The sequence below is a fragment of the Sphingomonas sp. genome, from assembly GCF_035758555.1.
Lineage (GTDB): Bacteria > Pseudomonadota > Alphaproteobacteria > Sphingomonadales > Sphingomonadaceae > Sphingomonas_B.
This window is the reverse complement of sequence record NZ_DASTXI010000049.1, coordinates 1-18944: the sequence shown is the minus strand read 5'-3', so window position 1 is coordinate 18944 and position 18944 is coordinate 1. Positions and strand designations below refer to the sequence as shown.

General features: G+C 67.9%; 12 protein-coding genes and 1 pseudogene. 7 read left to right on the top strand and 6 right to left on the bottom strand.

What is annotated here, in order from left to right; genetic code table 11:
* Positions 1–109: 109 nt before the first annotated feature.
* From nagE to VFT73_RS02860, 4 genes and pseudogenes are all read right to left on the bottom strand, one after another.
* The gene (gene nagE / locus VFT73_RS02875) at positions 110–1771 is read right to left on the bottom strand and encodes an N-acetylglucosamine-specific PTS transporter subunit IIBC (RefSeq protein WP_326408643.1); all 1662 of its coding nucleotides are present in this window, start codon (positions 1769–1771) and stop codon (positions 110–112) included.
* Positions 1768–4201: pseudogene (gene ptsP, locus VFT73_RS02870) on the bottom strand (phosphoenolpyruvate--protein phosphotransferase). The gene nagE and the pseudogene ptsP overlap by 4 nt, the downstream one beginning before the upstream one ends.
* Positions 4198–6201, bottom strand: coding sequence for a family 20 glycosylhydrolase (locus VFT73_RS02865; protein ID WP_326408642.1), 2004 nt, complete (start codon positions 6199–6201; stop codon positions 4198–4200). Before VFT73_RS02865 ends, ptsP begins: the two are co-directional and overlap by 4 nt.
* A gap of 50 nt (positions 6202–6251) precedes the next feature.
* Positions 6252–8909 (bottom strand): TonB-dependent receptor, encoded by a 2658-nt coding sequence (locus tag VFT73_RS02860; RefSeq protein WP_326408641.1) that lies wholly within the window; start codon positions 8907–8909, stop codon positions 6252–6254.
* A gap of 192 nt (positions 8910–9101) precedes the next feature.
* Here VFT73_RS02860 and VFT73_RS02855 point away from each other — a divergent pair, with 192 nt between their 5' ends.
* Genes VFT73_RS02855 through hutI form a run of 4 tightly spaced genes read left to right on the top strand, consistent with a single transcriptional unit; the run spans position 9102 to position 13207 of the window.
* Positions 9102–9839 carry a GntR family transcriptional regulator gene (locus VFT73_RS02855; protein WP_326408640.1) on the top strand — a complete coding sequence of 246 codons (738 nt, stop codon included), beginning with the start codon at positions 9102–9104 and terminating at the stop codon, positions 9837–9839.
* Entirely contained in the window at positions 9836–10858 is a 1023-nt protein-coding gene (locus VFT73_RS02850; protein ID WP_326408639.1) for an SIS domain-containing protein, read from the top strand. The genes VFT73_RS02855 and VFT73_RS02850 overlap by 4 nt, the downstream gene beginning before the upstream one ends.
* Complete coding sequence (gene nagA, locus VFT73_RS02845; RefSeq protein ID WP_326408638.1) at positions 10858–11982, top strand: N-acetylglucosamine-6-phosphate deacetylase; 1125 nt, start codon at positions 10858–10860, stop codon at positions 11980–11982. Before VFT73_RS02850 ends, nagA begins: the two co-directional genes overlap by 1 nt.
* Positions 11983–12007: 25 nt before the next feature.
* Positions 12008–13207 carry an imidazolonepropionase gene (gene hutI, locus VFT73_RS02840; protein WP_326408637.1) on the top strand — a complete coding sequence of 400 codons (1200 nt, stop codon included), beginning with the start codon at positions 12008–12010 and terminating at the stop codon, positions 13205–13207.
* On the opposite strand, the gene VFT73_RS02835 is transcribed toward hutI, so the two are convergent.
* Together VFT73_RS02835 and VFT73_RS02830 are read right to left on the bottom strand one after the other, a co-directional pair.
* The gene (locus VFT73_RS02835) at positions 13188–13877 is read right to left on the bottom strand and encodes a UTRA domain-containing protein (protein ID WP_326408636.1); all 690 of its coding nucleotides are present in this window, start codon (positions 13875–13877) and stop codon (positions 13188–13190) included. The two genes, hutI and VFT73_RS02835, sit on opposite strands and share 20 nt — an antisense overlap.
* Positions 13874–15223 carry a formimidoylglutamate deiminase gene (locus tag VFT73_RS02830; protein WP_326408635.1) on the bottom strand — a complete coding sequence of 450 codons (1350 nt, stop codon included), beginning with the start codon at positions 15221–15223 and terminating at the stop codon, positions 13874–13876. Before VFT73_RS02830 ends, VFT73_RS02835 begins: the two co-directional genes overlap by 4 nt.
* A 61-nt stretch (positions 15224–15284) precedes the next feature.
* Here VFT73_RS02830 and hutH point away from each other — a divergent pair, with 61 nt between their 5' ends.
* From hutH to hutU, 3 genes are all read left to right on the top strand, one after another.
* On the top strand, positions 15285–16805 hold the full coding sequence (hutH, locus tag VFT73_RS02825) for a histidine ammonia-lyase (RefSeq protein WP_326408634.1): 1521 nt from the start codon (positions 15285–15287) through the stop codon (positions 16803–16805).
* Complete coding sequence (hutG, locus tag VFT73_RS02820) at positions 16802–17671, top strand: N-formylglutamate deformylase (RefSeq protein WP_326408633.1); 870 nt, start codon at positions 16802–16804, stop codon at positions 17669–17671. Before hutH ends, hutG begins: the two co-directional genes overlap by 4 nt.
* A partial coding sequence (gene hutU / locus VFT73_RS02815) for a urocanate hydratase (protein ID WP_326408632.1) occupies positions 17668–18944 on the top strand: 1277 nt, incomplete at its 3' end. The genes hutG and hutU, both read left to right, overlap by 4 nt.

Sequence of the window (18944 nt, the reverse complement as noted above, 5' to 3'; positions counted from 1 at the left end):
GCTGCTACGGTCGGCGGCACCGATCAGAATGGATCCGGTAATCATGAGCGAAACTTTCGATGCGAGGGGACGGAGGCCTACCCGTCCCTTGCATCGTATACGATTTCGGTCAACCCGCCAGCCGTTGCGCGAGCGCGGGCGCTTCGGCGCCGACGATCAAATGGATGTGATCCCCGGACACGGCCGCGGCACGGATGCCCAAGCCTTCGAGGTGCGCTCCGAGATTGGCGGGCGGCGCCTCCTCCGCCTGCACGACGACTCGGGAGTCCTTCGCGACCGCAGATCGCGGACGAAGCGGCGCGAGGAGCGCGGCGACTGCTTCTATGTCGAGCCCCTGCCTCGCCGCTTGCCGTATTTCCGTCGCCACCTGATCCGCCACCGGCCCGAGCACGACCTGCAGCGCATCGGCACCGGGCCGGAACAGGCCGCGCGAGCCGAGCGCCTTCAGTGCCGGCTCGTCGATGCGCGCCGGATCGGCCAGGCGCAGCCGCAGCCGCGTCGTGCAGGCGTCGATCTCGACCAGGTTGGCACGGCCGCCGAGTGCCGCGACGAACTGCTCGCCCCGCGTGCCCGACACCGGAGTCGATGCGGCTTGCTCCAGCGGCTCGCGGCCCGGCGTCTTCAGGTCGAAGCGGCGGATGCACCAGCTGAAGCTCGCATAATAGACCAGCGCATAGGCCGCACCGACCGGCAACAGCAGCAGCGGCCTGGTCGCAAGCCCGAAGCCCAGCACGTAATCGAACAGGCCCGCCGAAAAGCCGAAGCCGAGATGCACGCCGAGCCAGTTCATCAGCGCCATCGACAGGCCGGTCAGCACGGCGTGCACCGCATAGAGCAGCGGCGCCAGGAACATGAAACTGAACTCGATCGGCTCGGTCACCCCGGTCAGGAAGCTGGTGAGCGCGAGGCTCAAGAGCAGGCCGCCGACGGCTTTGCGCCGCTCGGGCAGCGCCGTGCGATACATGGCGAGGCAGGCGGCGGGCAGGCCGAACATCATCACCGGAAAGAAGCCGGTCATGAAGGCGCCGGCGCTCGGATCGCCGGCGAAGAAGCGCTTCAGGTCGCCGGTCGCGCCATGGAAGTCGCCGATGATGAACCAGGCGATGTTGTTAAGAATATGGTGCAGACCGGTGACGATCAGCAGCCGGTTGAGCACGCCGTAGAGGAACAGCCCGAGCGGCCCGGCGCCCACCACCCAGCGGCTGAGCGTGTCGATCCCGGTCGAGAGCAGCGGGAACCCGTAGCCGAACACCAATGCCAGCCCGATGCCGACGAACCCGGCCGCGATCGGCACGAACCGGCGCCCGCCAAAGAAGGCCAGGAAGTCGGGCAGCTTGATCGCTGAATAGCGGTTGTAGAGCAGGCCGCCGGCAATGCCCGACAGGATGCCCGCCGGCACGCTCAATCGTGCCAATTGGGTGTCGCGCCAGGCAGCAATGACGGTGTCGCGCACGGACGCATCGGCCAGGCCGGCTCCGATTTCCGGCGGGACCGCGAGCAGCGTCTTCGCGCCGTCGACCGTCACGAAATAGGCGACGGCGCCGGCAAGACCCGCAGCGCCGTGATTTTCGCGCGCAAGGCCGACGCCGACGCCGATCGCAAACAGCAGGCCGAGATGGCCGAAGATCGCGTTGCCCGCCGCTGCGACGAAGGGAATATCGAGCAGGTCCGGCTGGCCGAGGCGGAGCAGCAGGCCCGCGACCGGCAGCACCGCGATCGGCAGCATCAGCGCCCGGCCGAGCGGTTGCAGGCGCGCGAGGATCGACTTCATCGCTGAACCTCCGTCAGCAATGCACGGACCTCGGCAGCGTCCGCGCAGGCAAGCACGCGCCGGGCCAGCGCCTTGCAGTCGGGCAGCGCGAGCGTGCGGATGCGCGCTTTCACCGCCGCGATCTGGCTGGGGGCGACCGACAGCTCCGTCGCGCCAAGGCCGATCAGCAGCGCCGCTGCTTCCGGATAGGACGCGACGCCACCGCAGACGCCCAGCCACTTCTTATGGGCCGCGGCGCCTCGGGCGGCTTCGGCGATCAGCCGCAGCACTGCGGGATGGAGCGCGTCGACCCGCGCCGCGGTCGCAGGCCAGCGCGTATTGCGTCAGGTCGTTGCTGCCGATCGACAGGAAATCGGCCTCGGCGGCGATGCTGCCAGCCAGCAGCGCCGCGGCGGGCGTTTCCACCATCACGCCGAGCGGCGTCGGATCGGCGATGCCAAGAGCGGCCTCAGCCGCGCGCAGCCGCCCGCGCACCTGCCGCAGCTCGGAAAGCTCGACGATCATCGGCACCATGATCCGGCGCTGGGCCGCAGGCACGCCGCGCACGATCGCGCGCAACTGGGCGTCGAGCAGGTCGGGACGAAGCAGGTTCAACCGCACGCCGCGCACGCCCAGCGCCGGATTTTCCTCGGCGGCCAACGGCAGATAAGGCACCGGCTTGTCGCCGCCGATGTCGAAGGTGCGCACGATCAGCGGGCGGTCGCCGAGCGCGGCGGCGATCGCGCCATAGATGCGCGCCTGCTCGTCCTCGTCCGGCGCCGATTGGCGGCCGAGGAACAGGAATTCGGTGCGCAGCAGACCGCAACCCTCCGCCCCCTGCCCGACCGCGGGACCAGCCTCGTCGACTGAGCCGAGATTGGCGAACACCTCGATACGGACGCCATCCGCGGTCCGGGCATCCTCGCCGGCGGCGGCGCGAGCCTCGGCACGCGCGGCGCGACGGACCGCCAGGCGCTCCGCGGTTTCGCTCAGGGCGCGGGCATCTGGCGCGGTGTGGAGCGACCCCTGCTCCGTGTCGAGAATCAGCGGCGCGCCATTCTCGATATCGAGGAGGGTCGGGCCGAGGGCCACCAGCATCGGCACGCCGGCCGAAGCGGCGAGCACCGCGACGTGCGATGTCGGCCCGCCGGCCGCCAACGCAACGCCCGCAAGGCGTGTCTTGTCGAGCGCCTGGAATTCGCTGGGCAGCAAATCGTCCGCGATCAGGACCGCATCGGGCGGGAGCGCTTGGGTCTGCGCTGTCGTTCCCGTCAGCGCGGCGGCGACCTGCCGTTCCAGATCCGCGAGATCATCGACGCGCTCGGCGAGCAGCGGGTCGCCGGTCGCCTTCAGCGCCGCGCTGGCTTCGCGAATCGCGCTGCGCCAGGCAAAGGCAGCACTTCGGCCGGCGGCGATTTCCCGGTCGGCCGCCTCGAGCAATTCGGGATCGTCGAGCAAGGCCTGATGCGCCTGCGCGATATCGGCCGAAGCGCCGCTGCGGTTGGCAAGGCCCGCGCGGACAGAGCCCAGTGCCTCGCCGAGCGCGCTGCGCTCATGGGCGACCCCTCGGCCGTCCTGGGGAACCGGTATCTCTGCCCGGCCGAACGGCACGGCGACGCCAATCGCAAGGCCGGGCGCCGCGACCACGCCGCGCAACAGGCCATCGGCTTCGGCCGACGCGGCAGCGACGGGAGCGGGCTCTTCATGCTCCTCGCCCATGCCGCTTTCGATCAGGGCGGCGACAGCGTCGACGGCAGCTTGCGCATCCGCGCCGGCCGCGGCGACGGAAAGGGCATCGCCGTGCCTAGCCGCGAGCTTCAACAGCGCGACGGTGCTGCGGGCGCTGGCGCAGCGGTCGGCGAGGCGGAGCTCGATGTCGGCTGCGAACGGTTTCGCGGCGGCGACGATCCGGGCGGCCGGGCGGGCATGGATGCCGTTAGGCATCGGCACCATCACGGTCCGTTCCGCGCTTGCGTGCACGATCGCGGCTGCCTTGCCCCCCGCGCCCGTCACGTCGCCGACCGGTTCGCCGCGCGCGACGCGCCGGCCAGTGGCGGGGACCGCGATGCTGTCGCCTTCGCCGATCGCAAGCACCGGCGTCATTAGCGAGCGGGCATTCGACGCGACGCGGTTGAGGTCGAAGCGGATCAGCGGATCGCCGATTCGCACACGGGCGCCTGCCTCAACCAGCAGCTCGAAACCTTCGCCTTTCAGCGCGACGGTATCGAGCCCGACATGGATCAGCAGTGTGGCCCTGTCCTCTGCTTCGATCGTGATTGAATGGCGGGTCGGCGCAACGGAGGCGACCCTGCCGTCACAGGGAGACGAGACCAGCCCTTCGACCGGATCGATGGCAAAACCCTGCCCCATCGATCCGCTGGAGAACACCGGGTCCGCGACTTCGGACAGCGGCGCCAGCCAGCCGGCGAGGGGAGCGACGAGACGCGTCATCGGACCAGCTTGACGCGGTCGATCGCCCAGAGCGGATCGGGCCCAGCCGCGGTATAGGTGAAGCAGAGGTCGTGCGCGCCGGACTGTGATTTAAGCGGTGCGCTGAGCCGCGTGACGCCGGGCTTGCCGACCGCAGGCGCGAGAGCAAGGCGGGCGATCACCGCGCCATCGCAGCTGTCGGCGCGAACCTCGAATTCGCCGGCAGGCGTCTGCGGCGGGCGGAAGCGGATCTTGTCGCGATCGGCGCCCACCTGGAAATTGAATGGCACCTGGCCGACACTGATCTCGACCGCACGCACGCCATCGAGCTGTGCGCCTTGCCAGCGCCAGCAGGGATCGAGGATGTCGATCAGGAATTTGGCGCGGTCGCCGTGCGCCGGCCAATCGTCTTCGAGATACAGATCGACTTTGCCGGAACAGGTCTGGAGGCCGGTGCTGTCGCGCTCGCTCGCGCTCAGCGGCGGGTCGGTGCGGAAGGCACTGTCGGCGGCTTTCAGGCCTAGCGGCGCCATGCGGGCAAGCTGTGGATTAAGCCGGGCGAGCAGGTCCGGATAGTCCGCCGTGCCGGACCAGCCGATCTCGGCCACGGCCATCGCGCGCGGGAAGGCCATCCAGGCCACGCGCGGCTCGGTTCGGACATGCTCGGTCCAGACCTGGCCCTGCAGCCCAAGCAGATGCTTGTCGGAGCCGGGATCGACAGCGGCGACATCCTTCAGGGTAACGACCGTTCCGCGGCCGGGCGGCTCGTGCGCAGTGACGCCCTGCCGGTGATCGAAATAGAGCGTCGGCGCAGCGGCAAGGATAGTGTCATGCCCGGCTGCCGCAGCCTTTTCCGCGCCTTCGCTGCCGCGCCACGACATGACGATCGCATCGGGCGGCATGTCGCCGTCGAGGATCTCGTCCCAGCCGACCAGCCGCCGGCCGTGCGCGTCGAGAAAGCGCGCCATGCGGCCGATCAGCCAGCCCTGCAGTGCGTTCTCGTCCTCCAGCCCCAGTGCCCTGATCTGCGCCTGGATGGCGGCGCTGGTGCGCCATTGGTCCTTGACCGCTTCGTCGCCGCCGAGATGGATTTCGCGCGACGGGAACAGCTCCATTACTTCGTCCAGCACATCCTCGAGGAAGCGGATCGTGCTCTCATCCACATTGTAGAGCCAGGGAAAGACGCCCCAATCGGATTCCGTGCCCGGGGGGATCGGCACGCCCATGCCGAGCTGCGGGTAGGCACGGATCGCCGACAGTGCATGGCCGGGCATCTCGATTTCCGGCACGATCGTCACTCCGCGCGCGGCGGCGAAGGCGACGATGTCCCGCACTTGCTCCTGCGTGTAAAAGCCCCCGACCGGCGGCAGCGGCGGCGCACCCTTGGCGACCGCCGGATAGCGCCAGGCGCCGACGTCCGTCAGCCGCGGATATTTCCGGATCTGCAGGCGCCAGCCCTGGTCGTCGACCAGATGCCAGTGGAACCGGTTCAGCTTGTTCAGCGCCATCCATTCGATGAAGCGCTTGATGAATGCGGGCGACTGAAAGTGCCGTGCGGAATCGAGCATCATCCCGCGCCATGGGAAGTGCGGCGCATCGTAGATCCGGACGGCAGGGATCGCGCCCGGCGTGCTGCCCGTCGCGAGCTGCCATACGGTAACCGCACCGTAGAACAGTCCCGCGTCGCTGCCGGCGGTGACGGTCACGCCGTCAGGACCGGCGACGACTGCATAAGCCTCAGGCGCGAAACCGGACTTGCGGACGAAGCGGATCGCACCGGGAGCCGGCTGCTCCTGCACCTTCAGCCGGATACCCGAGGAGGCAAGGAGATCGGCCAGCCGGTCGCCAGCATTCCGTGCACCCTTGTCGCCGGCAGGAGCGACGATCGGGGTATCGGCGCCCAGGCGGAAGCTGCCGTCGCGCGCCTCGATCGCTCGCGGCGCCGGGAGCAGGAGCGGCGGCGCCGCGGCCGCTTGCGGAGCCAGCAACGCGCACGCGAGGAACAGGCAGGATCGAAACATGGCGCCCCTGGCAAGAACAGGCGGGCACTCACGCACCCATCCTATCCTGATCAGAACTTCACGCGCGCGCCAATGTAGAATTGCCGGCCATTGTCATAGATCGCCCGCGGCCGGGTCAGCGTGCCCGAATATTGGATGATCTTCTCGTTGGTCAGGTTCACCGCATCGGCGGTGAGCGCGACGTTGTCCGTGACATTAAAGCTCACAGATGCATCCAGCGATTCCAGCGCATGCTCGTTGAGCGGCGCATTGCGGTCGATGTCGATGAAGAATTTCGACCTGTAGGTGTAGGACAGCCGGGCACTCAGCAGGCTGTTTTCGTAATAGCCGGTCAGGTTCACCGTATGCTTGCTGTTCTGCGGGATCGGATCGCCATTGTTCGATTTGGCGTCCGAATAGGTGTAGCTGGCGATTGCGCCGAAACCGCCCCAGATCGGTCGCGAGACCTGGAATTCGAAGCCCTGGTTGCGCCCGCCCGGCCCGTTCGACCGGCGGTTGATCTGATACGGGCAGTTGAACAGGTTCGCATTGCCCGCAATCGGTGTGCACACCGCCGGCTGGCTGCCAGGCACGTCGAACTGGGTCGGAAACGTCTCCGTCGTCGTCTGATTGACGATATAGGACAGGATATCCTTATAGAAGAGCGCCAGCGCGACGATCGTCTGGCGGTCCGGATACCATTCCAGCGACACGTCATATTGGTTTGCGCGGAACGGCTTCAGCTGCGAGTTGCCGCCCGACCCGGTCAGCGTCGTCCCGTTGAGGTTCACGCCCGGCGCGATATCGGCAAAGTCCGGCCGTGCGACCGTGCGGCCGGCAGCGAAGCGCAGCACGATGGTCGGATCAAGATCGATCGACAGGTTCGCGCTGGGCAGCACGTCCGTGTAGGAGTGCTTGGTCGTGATCGGCGTATAGTTGCCGAACGGGCTGGTGTTGGTCGGGTTCGGCGCACCCAGCAGGTTGCCATGCGCGGTCTGGTCGGTGCGGACGACGCGGACGCCGATGTTGCCGCGCCAATTGTCGCCGCCCAGCTTTGCCATCGCATAGCCGCCATAGGCCTTTTCATTGACGTCGAAGGTGGAGCTCGCGACCAGGAAGCGCTGGCGGTTGGCCGCCGATTGCGACGCGAAGATGCTCCTGAGCTTCCCTTGGTCGACCGTCCAATAGTCGGTCAGCGTGCCGGCCGACGCGATGTTCTTCAGGAAGTCGTCGGGCGTCAGGGTGCCGGTCGCGAAGTCCGCAGCCGTGCAGGGATGTCCCGAGCAGTCGAGGCCCGGCACGAACACACCGCCATTGGTGCTTAGCCACAGCGCCGAACGGTCATGGTCGGTATATTTGACACCGAGTTTCAATGCATTCAGCGGCCCCCAATCGACCTGCTGCTCAAAATCGAGATAGGCGTATTTCTCTTCGTCCGAGCTGCGCACGGTCGGGCGGCGGCCGAAGTCGATCAGCATGCCGGCGGGCGAAGTCGCGTCGGGACTGATCACGCTGCCGGACGGCGCCTGGGTCGTCAGGTCGAAAGTGATCGTGCCTGGCGCCGCAGTCTCGATGAAGTCTTCGTTGATCGTGTTGCCGCGTGCCTTGGTCCAGCCGGCCTTGAAATGGATAAGGCTGGAGTCCGCCGGGCGGTAATTCAGATCGAAATCAGCCGACTTGGTATCGGCGAAGGCCTGGCGGCTGATCGCGTCGTACACGACGGCGCGGCTGCTCGCCAGCGACGTGACCTGGCCCGAAACCAGCGTGCCGTCGACCACCTTCGGGTTGACTACAGTACCGCCGTCGCCCAGCGCCCGGCCGGGCCAGAGCAGGTAATTCTGGTTGAAATTGTCGGCGTTGAACCGGGAATAGAGACCGGTGATGTTGATCTCCAGCGCGTCCGACGGGCGGAACTGGATGCCTATATTGCCGCCGTAGCGTTCGCGGTCCTGGCGGAACAGCGCGGAGCCGATCAGCGTCGGAATCTGCACATTCTGCCCGGCGAGCGAGTAGCTCTGGTAACCCAATGTCTCGACGCCGTCGCGGCGGGTCTCGCGCTTCTGATAGACGCCGCTCAGCAGGATGCCGAACGTCTCGGCGTCGTTCTTCCAGCTGACCAGCGCCGACGCCTGCGGATTGAACTTCTCCGACCGGTCCGAATAGACGCCCTGGACCGAGCCGGTGACGGTGAACGACTTCAGGTCGAGCGGATTGCGAGTCAGCACGTTGATCGTCGCGCCGACGCCGCCTTCTTCGATATCGGCCTGCGGGCTTTTGTAGACTTCGAGCCGTCCGACCACATCCGCCGGCAGGATCAGATAGTTGAAGCTGCGGGTGGCGGCGAGCTGGTCGAGGATGAACCAGTCGGCGGTGGCGACCGAATGACCGTTCAGCAGCGTCTTGGTGAGATTTGGCGCGGTGCCGCGTACGCTGACGCGCTCGCCTTCGCCAAACTCGCGGTTGATCACGACACCGGGAATGCGTTGCAGCGATTCGGCGACGTTCTTGTCGGGGAATTTGCCGATGTCCTCGGCGGTGATCACATCGGAGATCACGTCGCTTTGCCGCTTGGTCTCGATGGATGCGGCCTGCGATTCGCGAATGCCGGTGACGACGATGTCTTCGCCGGCACTGGCGTCAGCCGTCGCCGTGGTTTGCGCGCCGGCCTGCCCGGCCGCAAGAAGCGCGAACATGCTCACGCCGATGACCATATGCCGATTCTTCATCATAGATCCCCTCTTTTGATCAGCGCCTCTGGACATTTCCAATAAGGTACCAATCAATAACCACTTGCATACCATCTGCCGAGTTTCGTTTCGCGTCAAGCCATTTCGTTTGAGGGTCATGCTCATTGGGCATAACGAAATAGGTTGGCATTGGTATTTTATTGGTATTATAGGCAGGAGGGCGTGGAGGGCTGAATGGCTTTGTCGGAAGAAATCGGGCCGCTGGACGATGCCGGGCACGCCCCGCTCTACCTGAAGCTCCAGGATGCGCTGCGCGGCGCGATCGAGCGCGGTCAGCTCAGGGCCCAGGATGCCTTGCCGCCCGAGCGTGAGTTGGCGCAGGACTTCAACGTCTCGCGGATTACGGTTCGCAAGGCGCTCGACGGGCTAGTCGCCGAAGGGTTGCTCAACCGCCGCCAGGGCGCAGGCACGTTCGTTTCCGGCCGAGTCGAAAAACAGTTCGCGAAGCTCACCTCCTTTTCCGAAGACATGCTGTCGCGCGGCCGCGCGCCGAGCAGTGAATGGCTGCTGAAGGCGAGCGGGGCGGTGACGCCCAACGAAGCGCTGATGCTGAGCCTGTCGCCGGGCACGCCGGTCTACCGTTTTCACCGGATTCGCTTTGCCGACGGGTCGCCAATGGCACTGGAGCAATCGACCATCGCCGGATCCTGCCTGCCGGGGGTCGAAGCCGTCGACACATCGCTTTACGCCGCGCTCGAAGCGGCCGGCAATCGCCCGGTGCGGGCACTTCAGCGATTGCGCGCAGTTCTGTTCGACGAGGAACAGGCAGCGCTGCTGCACGTCGAACCCAAGGCGCCGGGTCTGTTCATCGAACGACGCGGTTTCCTGGAGGACGGACGAACGGTCGAAATGACGCGCAGCTGGTATCGGGGAGACGCTTATGATTTCGTCGCCGAGCTGAACGCGCTGTGATCGCAGCCGAATCCACGCGCATGTATGCCGAGGCGGCGGAAGCGCCGGCCGCGGTCGAGCGAATGCTCGCCGCCAACGCGGACCGCGTGGCCGGGCTCGGCGCCGCGTTGCGCGAGGCGCCGCCGGAGTTGGTGTTGACCTGCGCGCGCGGCAGCTCCGACCATGCGGCGACGTTCGCCAAATATCTGATCGAGACGCGCACCGGCACGCCCGTCGCCTCGGCAGCGCCGTCGACGGCTTCCGTCTATGGCATCGAGCCCAAGCTCGGCCGCGCGTTGTGCCTGGCGATCTCGCAATCCGGCGCCAGCCCCGACCTGCTCGCGACCGTCGACGCGGCGGCACGCGCCGGTGCCTCGGTTGCCGCGCTGGTCAACGTCGCCGATTCGCCGCTGGGGCAGCGCGCCGACTGGTTGCTGCCGCTCCACGCCGGCCCGGAACGAAGCGTCGCCGCAACGAAGAGCTTCATCGCAAGCCTTGCGGGCGTGCTCCAGATCGTCTCGGCTTGGGTGAAGGGGCCGGGCGAACTTGACCGACTGCCTGCGCTGCTGGCGCAAAGCTGGGATTGCGACTGGTCGCCGCTGGCCGAAGAGCTGCGTGGCGTTCGCGGCCTCTACGTTCTCGGGCGCGGCCTCGGCCTGGGCGCCGCGCAGGAAGCGGCACTGAAGCTCAAGGAGACGTGTGGGCTGCACGCCGAAGCATTCAGCGCGGCCGAGGTCCGGCACGGTCCCATGGCGCTGGTCGGGCCCGACTTCCCGCTGCTCGTCTTCCGCCAGCCGGACGAGACCGCTGAGGGAATAGACGCGCTGGCCCGTGACGCCGCGGCGCAGGGCGCTCCGGTGTTCGTGGCGGGCGCCAATGTGCCCGGCAACATTCCCCTGCCGACGCCGCAAGCCGGTGCCGCGGTCACCCCTCTGCTGCAGATCCAGAGCTTCTACCGGGCTGCCGCGCAGCTGTCGGTCGCGCGCGGCTTCGATCCGGACCGGCCGCCGCACCTTAGCAAAGTGACCGAGACGGTCTGATGCGCAGCGTCTTCCATAACGGCCGCGTGCTGATCGACGCTGCGTTCCGCGAGGGTGTTGCTGTCGTCGTCGAGGGCGGCCGTATCGCATCGGTGGCGGAACGGAGGGCAGACGGGGAGCGCATCGACCTCGACGGCGATATCCTCGCCCCGGGTTTCATCGATACTCAGGTGAACGGCGGCGGCGGCGTGCTGTTCAACGACGCGCCGACGGTCGAGACGATCGAGCGGATCGGCACCGCGCACCAGCGGTTCGGCACCACCGGCTTCCTGCCGACGCTGATCAGCGACGACCTGCCGGTGATCGCCCGCGCGATCGAAGCGGTGGATGCGGCGATCGAACGCGGCGTGCCGGGCGTGCTCGGCATTCACATCGAAGGCCCGTTCCTGAATGTCGAGCGCAAGGGCATCCACCTTGCCAGTAAGATTCGGGCGCTGGACAGTGCGGCGATCGAGCTGCTCACCGGCCTGAAGCGCGGCCGCACGCTGATTACGCTCGCGCCGGAACGGACCAGCCCGGACATGATCCGCGTGCTGACCCGGCGGGGTGCGATCGTTTCGGCCGGGCATACCAACGCCAGCTATGCCGAAGCCAAGAAAGCAATCGAGGCCGGGCTGACCGGCGCGACCCATTTGTTCAACGCAATGTCGCCGCTCGGCAACCGCGAGCCGGGAATGGTCGGCGCGGTGCTTGACGACGAGCGGGTGACCGCCGGGATCATCGTCGATGGCCGCCATGTCAGCCCCGCAACCCTGCGTATCGCGCTGCGGGCGCGCTGTCCCGACGCCTTCATGCTGGTCACCGACGCGATGCCGACGGTCGGCGACGGCGACGACTTCATCCTGCAGGGCAAGCATATCCGCGTCGAGAATGGCGTGTGCGTCGATGACAGCGGGACTCTGGCCGGTTCCGACCTCGACATGGGGCTGGCGGTACGCAACGCGGTCGAACTGCTGGGCGTCACGCCCGAGCAGGCGCTGTCCATGGCCTCGGCGGTGCCGGCGCGTTTCCTGGGGCTGGCGGAAAGCCACGGCCGGATTGCGCCCGGCGCGGCCGCGAGCTTCGTTCGGCTGGACAGCGAGCTGAACCTGCGCGGCGTATGGATCGACGGCGTTGCGGTCTAGCGCGACGCTCCTGTAGTCAGGCGCGATGCGCGCCGACACGCTTTGGACCAATGCCCGCCTGCTGACGATGACGCCCTGTCGTCCGGTTTCTGCCGAACGGGGCACGATCGCAGCCAGGGATGGCCACATCGTCCACATCGGACCGGATGCTGTCGATGCCGCGCGGACGATCGACTGCGGCGGCCGGCTGATCACGCCCGGACTGATCGATTGCCACACCCACCTCGTCCATGCCGGCAATCGCGCGGCCGAGTTTGAGCTGCGGCTGAAAGGGGCGTCCTACGAGGAGATCGCGCGGGCCGGCGGGGGTATCGTCTCGACGATGCGCCAAACGCGCGAGGCCAGCGAGGCGGAGCTGGTCGAGCAGGCGCTGCCCCGGCTCGACGCGCTGATCGGCGAAGGCGTCACCACGGTCGAGATCAAGTCGGGCTACGGCCTCGATCCTGGCTCCGAGCGCAAGATGCTGCGCGCGGCGCGAGCGCTCGGCGAACAGCGGCCGGTTCGCGTCGCCACGACATTCCTGGGCGCGCATGCGCTGCCGCCGGAGTTCGCCGGGAGGGCGGACGCTTACATCGACGCGGTGTGCGACGATATGCTGCCGGCGCTCGGCGGCCTTGCTGATGCGGTCGACGCCTTCTGCGAAGGCATCGGCTTTTCGCCGGCGCAGGTGGAGCGGGTGTTCGACGCTGCCCGGAACCAAGGTCTGCCTGTCAAGCTGCACGCCGAGCAGCTCTCGAACCTTCATGGAGCAGCGCTCGCGGCCCGTTACGGAGCCTTGTCCGCGGACCATCTGGAGCATCTGGACGAAGTGGGCGTTGCGGCAATGGCTGCCAGCGGTACGGTCGCGACGTTGCTGCCCGGCGCCTATTATTTCACCCGCGAGACGAAGCTGCCGCCGATAGATGCACTTCGCGCCGCCGGCGTGCCGATCGCGCTCGCGACCGATTCCAATCCCGGCACGTCGCCGATGACCTCGCTGCTGCTGGTCATGAACATGGCTGCGACGCTGTTCCGGATGACGGTCGAGGAATGCCTGCTGGGCGTCACCCGCAACGCCGCCGCCGCGCTGGGGCTTTCAGGCGAGATCGGCACGCTGGAGATCGGCAAAGCCTGCGACCTTGCAATCTGGAACGTGAGCGAACCCGCCGAATTGGTCTACCGCATCGGCTTCAATCCGCTCCACGCGCGGGTGTTCGGCGGCGAGGCTACCGTCCGGCAGGCGTGAAGCGGGCGACCAAGTCGTAGCGATCGCCGGGAAAGGTCTGGCGGACATGGGTAACGGGCTCGCCGTTGCGCCAGGTGGTGCGGCCGAGACGGAGGCAAGGTGTGCCGCGGGGGAGCTCGAGGCGTGCGGCGACATCGCCGATCGCGCCGACCGCCGAGATGCGGTGCTCCGCCTCGCTCCACGGCACATGGTCGAGCAGCCAGATGCCGGGCGCGACGCTCTCGAACGACTCGTCGCGCGCATCGGGAACGGCAGTGAGGCTGATCCAGCGCAGCTCGTGCGCGAACGGCCCGTCGATCGCGTGATGCACCCCCTCAATGTGCAGCAGCGCCGTGTTGGCCGCGAACGGACCGGCGGCGGCCTTCTCCTCGAGTCGGGCGATCAGCTCGAAACGATAGCCGCCGCCGCGCGCAGCGACCGCGGCACCTATGTCCGGGATGTCGAGCACCGCCGCCTCACTGTGCGGATGGGCGACGAACGACCCGGCTTTGCGCCGCCGCTCGATCAGCCCGGCGCGAGCGAGCGACGCCAGCGCCTTGCCGACGGTTGCGCGCGCGCAGCCATAGTGCGCGACCAGCTCATGCTCGAAGGGAATGCGCGCGCCGGGGCGCAGCTCGCCCGAGCGGATACGGTTTTCGAGATCGGCGCGAATGCGCGCATCGATCGTCATGCGAGCAGCTTGGCGAGCGTCTTGCGATAGCGCGCGGCCACGTCCGCGCGTGCGACATGCGCGCCGCTGCTCACCACGCGCTTGCCGCCGCGCCAGACGCAATCGATTGCCGGACGATTGCTGCCGAAGATCCAGCCGTCGAGCAGCGCATCGCCGCGGCGCTCGATCAACGACGGGTGATCGGCATCGAGCGAGACGATGTCCGCTGAATGCCCGACCGCAATGCCGAAATCGCCCTGCACCGCTTGCGCGCCGCCTGCTCCGGCCGCGCGGAACAGCCGTCCACCGACCGATGGCTCGTCGGCATTAGCAAGGCAGCCCCGCGCGCGGTCGCGGAGACGCTGGCTGTATTCGAGCGCGCGGAGCTCGGCGGCGACGTCGATCTGGATGTTGGAATCGGTGCCGGTCGCGAACCGGCCGCCTGCTGCCAGATAGCGCCGGGCCGGAAAGATGCCGTCGCCGAGATTGGCTTCTGTGACCGGGCACAGGCCCGCGACGGCGCCGCTGGAAGCCAGCGCATCGGTTTCCGCTTCGGTCAGGTGCGTGGAATGGACGAGGCACCAGCGGTCGTCCACGTCCGCATTCGCGAGCAGCCATTCGACCGGCCGCGCGCCGAGCTGCGCGACGCTGGCGTCCACTTCCCTGGTCTGTTCGGCCGCGTGGATGTGCACGGGGCCGCCGGGGCGTAGCGCGGTCAGGTGCGACAGCTCGTCGGGCGTGACGGCGCGCAGCGAGTGCGGCGCGATGCCCAGCCGGTCGTCTTCGCCCAGCGGCTTCTCGCTCGTGTCGACCAGTCGCGCGAACCCCTCCAGGTCGGAGACGAAGCGGCGCTGGCCTGGCGCGGGCGGCGCGCCGCCGAAATCGGCATGGGCGTAGAACACGGGAAGCAGGGTGAGCCCGATGCCGCTCTGACGCGCCGCCTCGACGATCGCGGCCGCGGTCGCTTCGGGCGTGTCGTAGCGGCGTCCGTCCGGCGCGTTGTGGAGATAGTGAAACTCGCCGACGCGGGTGTAGCCGGTCTCCAGCATCTCGACATAGGCCTGGGCAGTGATCGCGGCGATGTCGTCGGGATCGAGCCGGTCGAGGAAGCGGTACATCAGCTCCCGCCAGCTCCAGAAATCGTCGTCCGGCCGGCCGCGCTGCTCGGTCAGTCCCGCCATGCCGCGCTGGAAGCCGTGGCTGTGAACATTGCACTGGCCAGGGATGGCAATCGCGTGGCGCTCGCCTTCGGGCGCCGGCGTGGCGTCCGTCTCGACGGCTGCGATCCGGCCGCCGTCTATGCGGACCCGCACCCGGTCAGCCCAGCCTTGGGGCAGCAATGCCGTCTCGAACCAAAGCTGCGCCATCCGACCCTCCTCGTGATTATTATGACTAGACATATTCGCCGCGCGCGGCAAGATTGCCGCCATGCTCACGCCCGGTTCGGTTTCGCTCGCTGAGTGGCGCAATATCTATCAAGGCGGCGCGGTCGCGCTCGATCCGGCCTGCTTCGCCGCTATCGACGCCGGCGCGGCGGCTGTGGAACGGATCGTCGCGAGGGGCGAGCCGGTCTATGGCATCAACACCGGCTTCGGGAAGCTGGCGAGCGTGCGCATCGCTGATTCTGATCTCGCAGCGCTCCAGCGCAACATTGTGCTGAGCCACGCCGCCGGCGTCGGCGAGCCGATGCCAGCTCCGGTCGCGCGGCTGATGATGGCACTGAAGCTCGCAAGCCTGGCGCAAGGCGCGTCGGGCGTGCGGCGCGCGACAATCGAACTGCTCGCGGCGATGATTGAGCGCGACCTGATTCCCGTGATCCCGGCGCAAGGCTCGGTCGGCGCGAGCGGCGACCTGGCGCCGCTGGCGCACCTCGCGGCAACGATGATCGGGGTCGGCGAAATCTGGGTCGGAGGCGAGCGCAAACCCGCCGCCGCGGCGCTGCAAGGCGCAGGGCTGGAGCCGCTGTCGCTCGGCCCCAAGGAAGGGCTGGCGCTGCTGAACGGCACGCAATTTTCCTGCGCCTATGCGCTCGCCGGGCTGTTCGAGGCGGAGCGGCTGCTGCAGGCGGCGCTCGTCACCGGCGCGCTGTCGACGGAGGCGGCGCGTGGCTCCGACACGCCGTTCGATCCACGCATTCACAAGCTGCGCCGGCAGCGCGGCCAGATCGAGGTCGCCGAGGCGCTGCGCACGCTCGTCGCCGGCTCGGCAATCCGTGAATCGCACCGCGACAACGACACGCGCGTGCAAGACCCGTACTGCCTGCGCTGTCAGCCGCAGGTGATGGGCGCGGTGCTCGACCTGCTGCGTCAGGCGGCGGCGACGCTGGCTGACGAAGCCAACGGGGTGTCCGACAATCCGCTGATCTTTCCCGACACCGACGAAGCGCTGTCGGGCGGCAATTTCCATGCCGAGCCGGTCGCGTTCGCCGCCGACATGATCGCGCTGGCACTATGCGAGATCGGTTCGATCGCGGAGCGGCGGATCGCGATGCTAGTCGATCCGACACTGTCGGGTCTGCCGGCGTTCCTGACGCCCGCGCCGGGCCTCAACTCCGGGTTCATGATCCCGCAGGTGACGGCGGCGGCGCTGGTTTCCGAGAACAAGCAGCGCGCCTATCCCGCCAGTGTCGATTCGATCCCGACCTCCGCCAACCAGGAGGACCATGTCTCGATGGCCGCCCACGGCGCGCGGCGGTTGGTCGCGATGACGGAAAACCTCGCGAACGTGCTCGGCATCGAACTGCTCGCGGCGGCGCAGGGCTGCGATTTCCAGAGTCCTCTCACGTCCAGCGAGCCATTGGAGCGCGCGCGCGCAACCGTACGGAAGGCCGTGCCGAAGCTGCAGGACGATCGCTATTTTCACCCGGACATGCTTGCGGCGACCCGGCTGGTCGCGAGCGGCGAGCTGGCCGCGTCCGCCGGCGTTGCCCTGCCGGAGGTCGCCGGATGATCGACTGGCTAACGATCCGCCGCGGCGATGCGCCGCTGATTGTCTCGGTGCCGCATGCCGGAACCGATATTCCGGCGGATGTGGAAGCCGCGCTCGTTTCGCCCTGGATCGGGCGACAGGACGCCGACTGGTACGTCGACCGGCTCTACGACTTTGCGGGCGATCTCGGCGCGACGATGGTCGCCACGCCGATCTCGCGCAGCGTCGTCGACGTGAACCGCGACCCGTCGGGCGCCTCTCTTTATCCGGGCCAGGCGACGACGGAGCTGTGCCCCACCACCAATTTCGACGGCGAGCCGCTGTGGCGGCAAGCGCCGGACGATGCGGAGATCGCCCGCCGCGTGAACGCATATTTCCGCCCCTATCACGCCGCGCTGGAGAACGAGATCGCGCGTCTCCAGGCGCTGCATCCGGCCATCGTGCTCTACGAGGCCCATTCCATCCGCAGCGTCGTGCCGCGCCTGTTCGAGGGCGAGCTGCCGCAGTTCAATATCGGCACCAACAGCGGCCGCTCCTGCGCGCCGTCGCTGACGGCGGCGGTCGTAGCCGCCTGCTCAACGCACCCCGGCGAAAGCCGGGGTCCAGAATCCGGTGCACCGACTCCTGGGCCCCGGCTTTCGCGGGGGCACGTTGTCCTGAACGGCCGCTTCAAGGGCGGCTGGACCACGCGCCATTATGGCCGGCCCGAAGACGGCGTGCACGCGATCCAGATGGAGCTGGCGATGCGCGGCTATTTGGACGAGCCCGACACCTTCACCCCTGAGACCTGGCCCGTGCGCTACGACGAATCGCGCGCGGCCCCGATGCGCGAGACGCTCGCCCGCGTGCTCCGCGCCTGCATCGCCTTCGCCAAGGAGCAAGCATGAGCCGCCTCGACAACAGCCGCCACATCCGCGCGCCGCGCGGGCCCGAGCTCAACGCGAAAAGCTGGCTGACCGAAGCGCCCTTGCGGATGCTGATGAATAATCTCGACGACGAAGTCGCCGAGAACCCGCAGGAGCTGGTCGTCTATGGCGGCATCGGCCGGGCAGCGCGCGACTGGGAAAGCTTCGACCGCATCGCCGCAGTGCTGAAGCGGCTGGGCGATGAAGAAACCTTGCTGGTCCAGTCCGGCAAGCCGGTCGGGGTCTTCCGCACGCACTGCGACGCGCCGCGGGTGCTGATCGCCAACTCCAATCTTGTGCCGCGCTGGGCCGATTGGGATCATTTCAACGAGCTCGATCGCAAGGGGCTGATGATGTACGGTCAGATGACTGCCGGCAGCTGGATTTACATCGGCACGCAAGGCATCGTCCAAGGCACGTACGAGACTTTCGTCGAGGTCGGCCGCCAGCATTATGGCGGCGACCTTTCGGGCAGATGGATCCTGACCGCGGGTCTGGGCGGCATGGGCGGCGCGCAGCCGCTGGCGGCGGTGATGGCGGGCGCATCCTGCCTCGCCGTCGAATGCCAGCCGAGCCGGATCGAGATGCGGCTGAGGACCCGCTATCTCGACCGGGCGACCGACAGCCTCGACGAAGCGCTGGCGCTGGTCACGTCGGCGAAGGAGCCGATCTCGGTCGGCCTGCTTGGCAATGCCGCCGACATCTATCCGGAGCTGGTGCGGCGCGGCGTGCGGCCGGACGTCGTCACCGACCAGACCTCGGCCCACGATCCAGTCAACGGCTATCTTCCCAAAGGCTGGACGCTCGACCGCTGGATGCGCGAGCGCGAGGCCGATCCCAAGGCGGTCGAGCATGCGGCCAAGACCTCGATCGCGGAGCACGTCCGCGCGATGCTCGATTTCTGGAAAGCGGGCGTGCCGACGCTCGATTACGGCAACAATATCCGCCAGATGGCGAAGGACGAAGGCGTCGAGGACGCGTTCGCCTTTCCCGGCTTCGTGCCCGCCTATATCCGCCCGCTCTTCTGCCGCGGCGTCGGGCCGTTCCGCTGGTGCGCGCTGTCCGGCGATCCGGAGGACATCTACAAGACCGACGCGAAGGTGAAGGAGCTGCTGCCTGACAATGCGCATCTCCACCGTTGGCTCGACATGGCGAAGGAGCGGATCAGCTTCCAGGGCCTGCCGGCGCGCATCTGCTGGGTCGGGCTGGGCGACCGCCACCGGCTCGGCCTCGCCTTCAACGAGATGGTCCGGAA

Bases quoted from the DNA above. Each gene is read 5' to 3' on its own strand.
- VFT73_RS02855 (WP_326408640.1), top strand. From the start codon at position 9,102: ATGGCTTTGTCGGAAGAAATCGGGCCGCTGGACGATGCCGGGCACGCC.
- nagA (WP_326408638.1), top strand. From the start codon at position 10,858: ATGCGCAGCGTCTTCCATAACGGCCGCGTGCTGATCGACGCTGCGTTC.
- VFT73_RS02860 (WP_326408641.1), bottom strand. From the start codon at position 8,909: ATGATGAAGAATCGGCATATGGTCATCGGCGTGAGCATGTTCGCGCTT.
- hutI (WP_326408637.1), top strand. From the start codon at position 12,008: ATGCGCGCCGACACGCTTTGGACCAATGCCCGCCTGCTGACGATGACG.
- VFT73_RS02830 (WP_326408635.1), bottom strand. From the start codon at position 15,223: ATGGCGCAGCTTTGGTTCGAGACGGCATTGCTGCCCCAAGGCTGGGCT.
- nagE (WP_326408643.1), bottom strand. From the start codon at position 1,771: ATGAAGTCGATCCTCGCGCGCCTGCAACCGCTCGGCCGGGCGCTGATG.
- VFT73_RS02835 (WP_326408636.1), bottom strand. From the start codon at position 13,877: ATGACGATCGATGCGCGCATTCGCGCCGATCTCGAAAACCGTATCCGC.
- hutG (WP_326408633.1), top strand. From the start codon at position 16,802: ATGATCGACTGGCTAACGATCCGCCGCGGCGATGCGCCGCTGATTGTC.
- hutH (WP_326408634.1), top strand. From the start codon at position 15,285: ATGCTCACGCCCGGTTCGGTTTCGCTCGCTGAGTGGCGCAATATCTAT.
- VFT73_RS02865 (WP_326408642.1), bottom strand. From the start codon at position 6,201: ATGTTTCGATCCTGCCTGTTCCTCGCGTGCGCGTTGCTGGCTCCGCAA.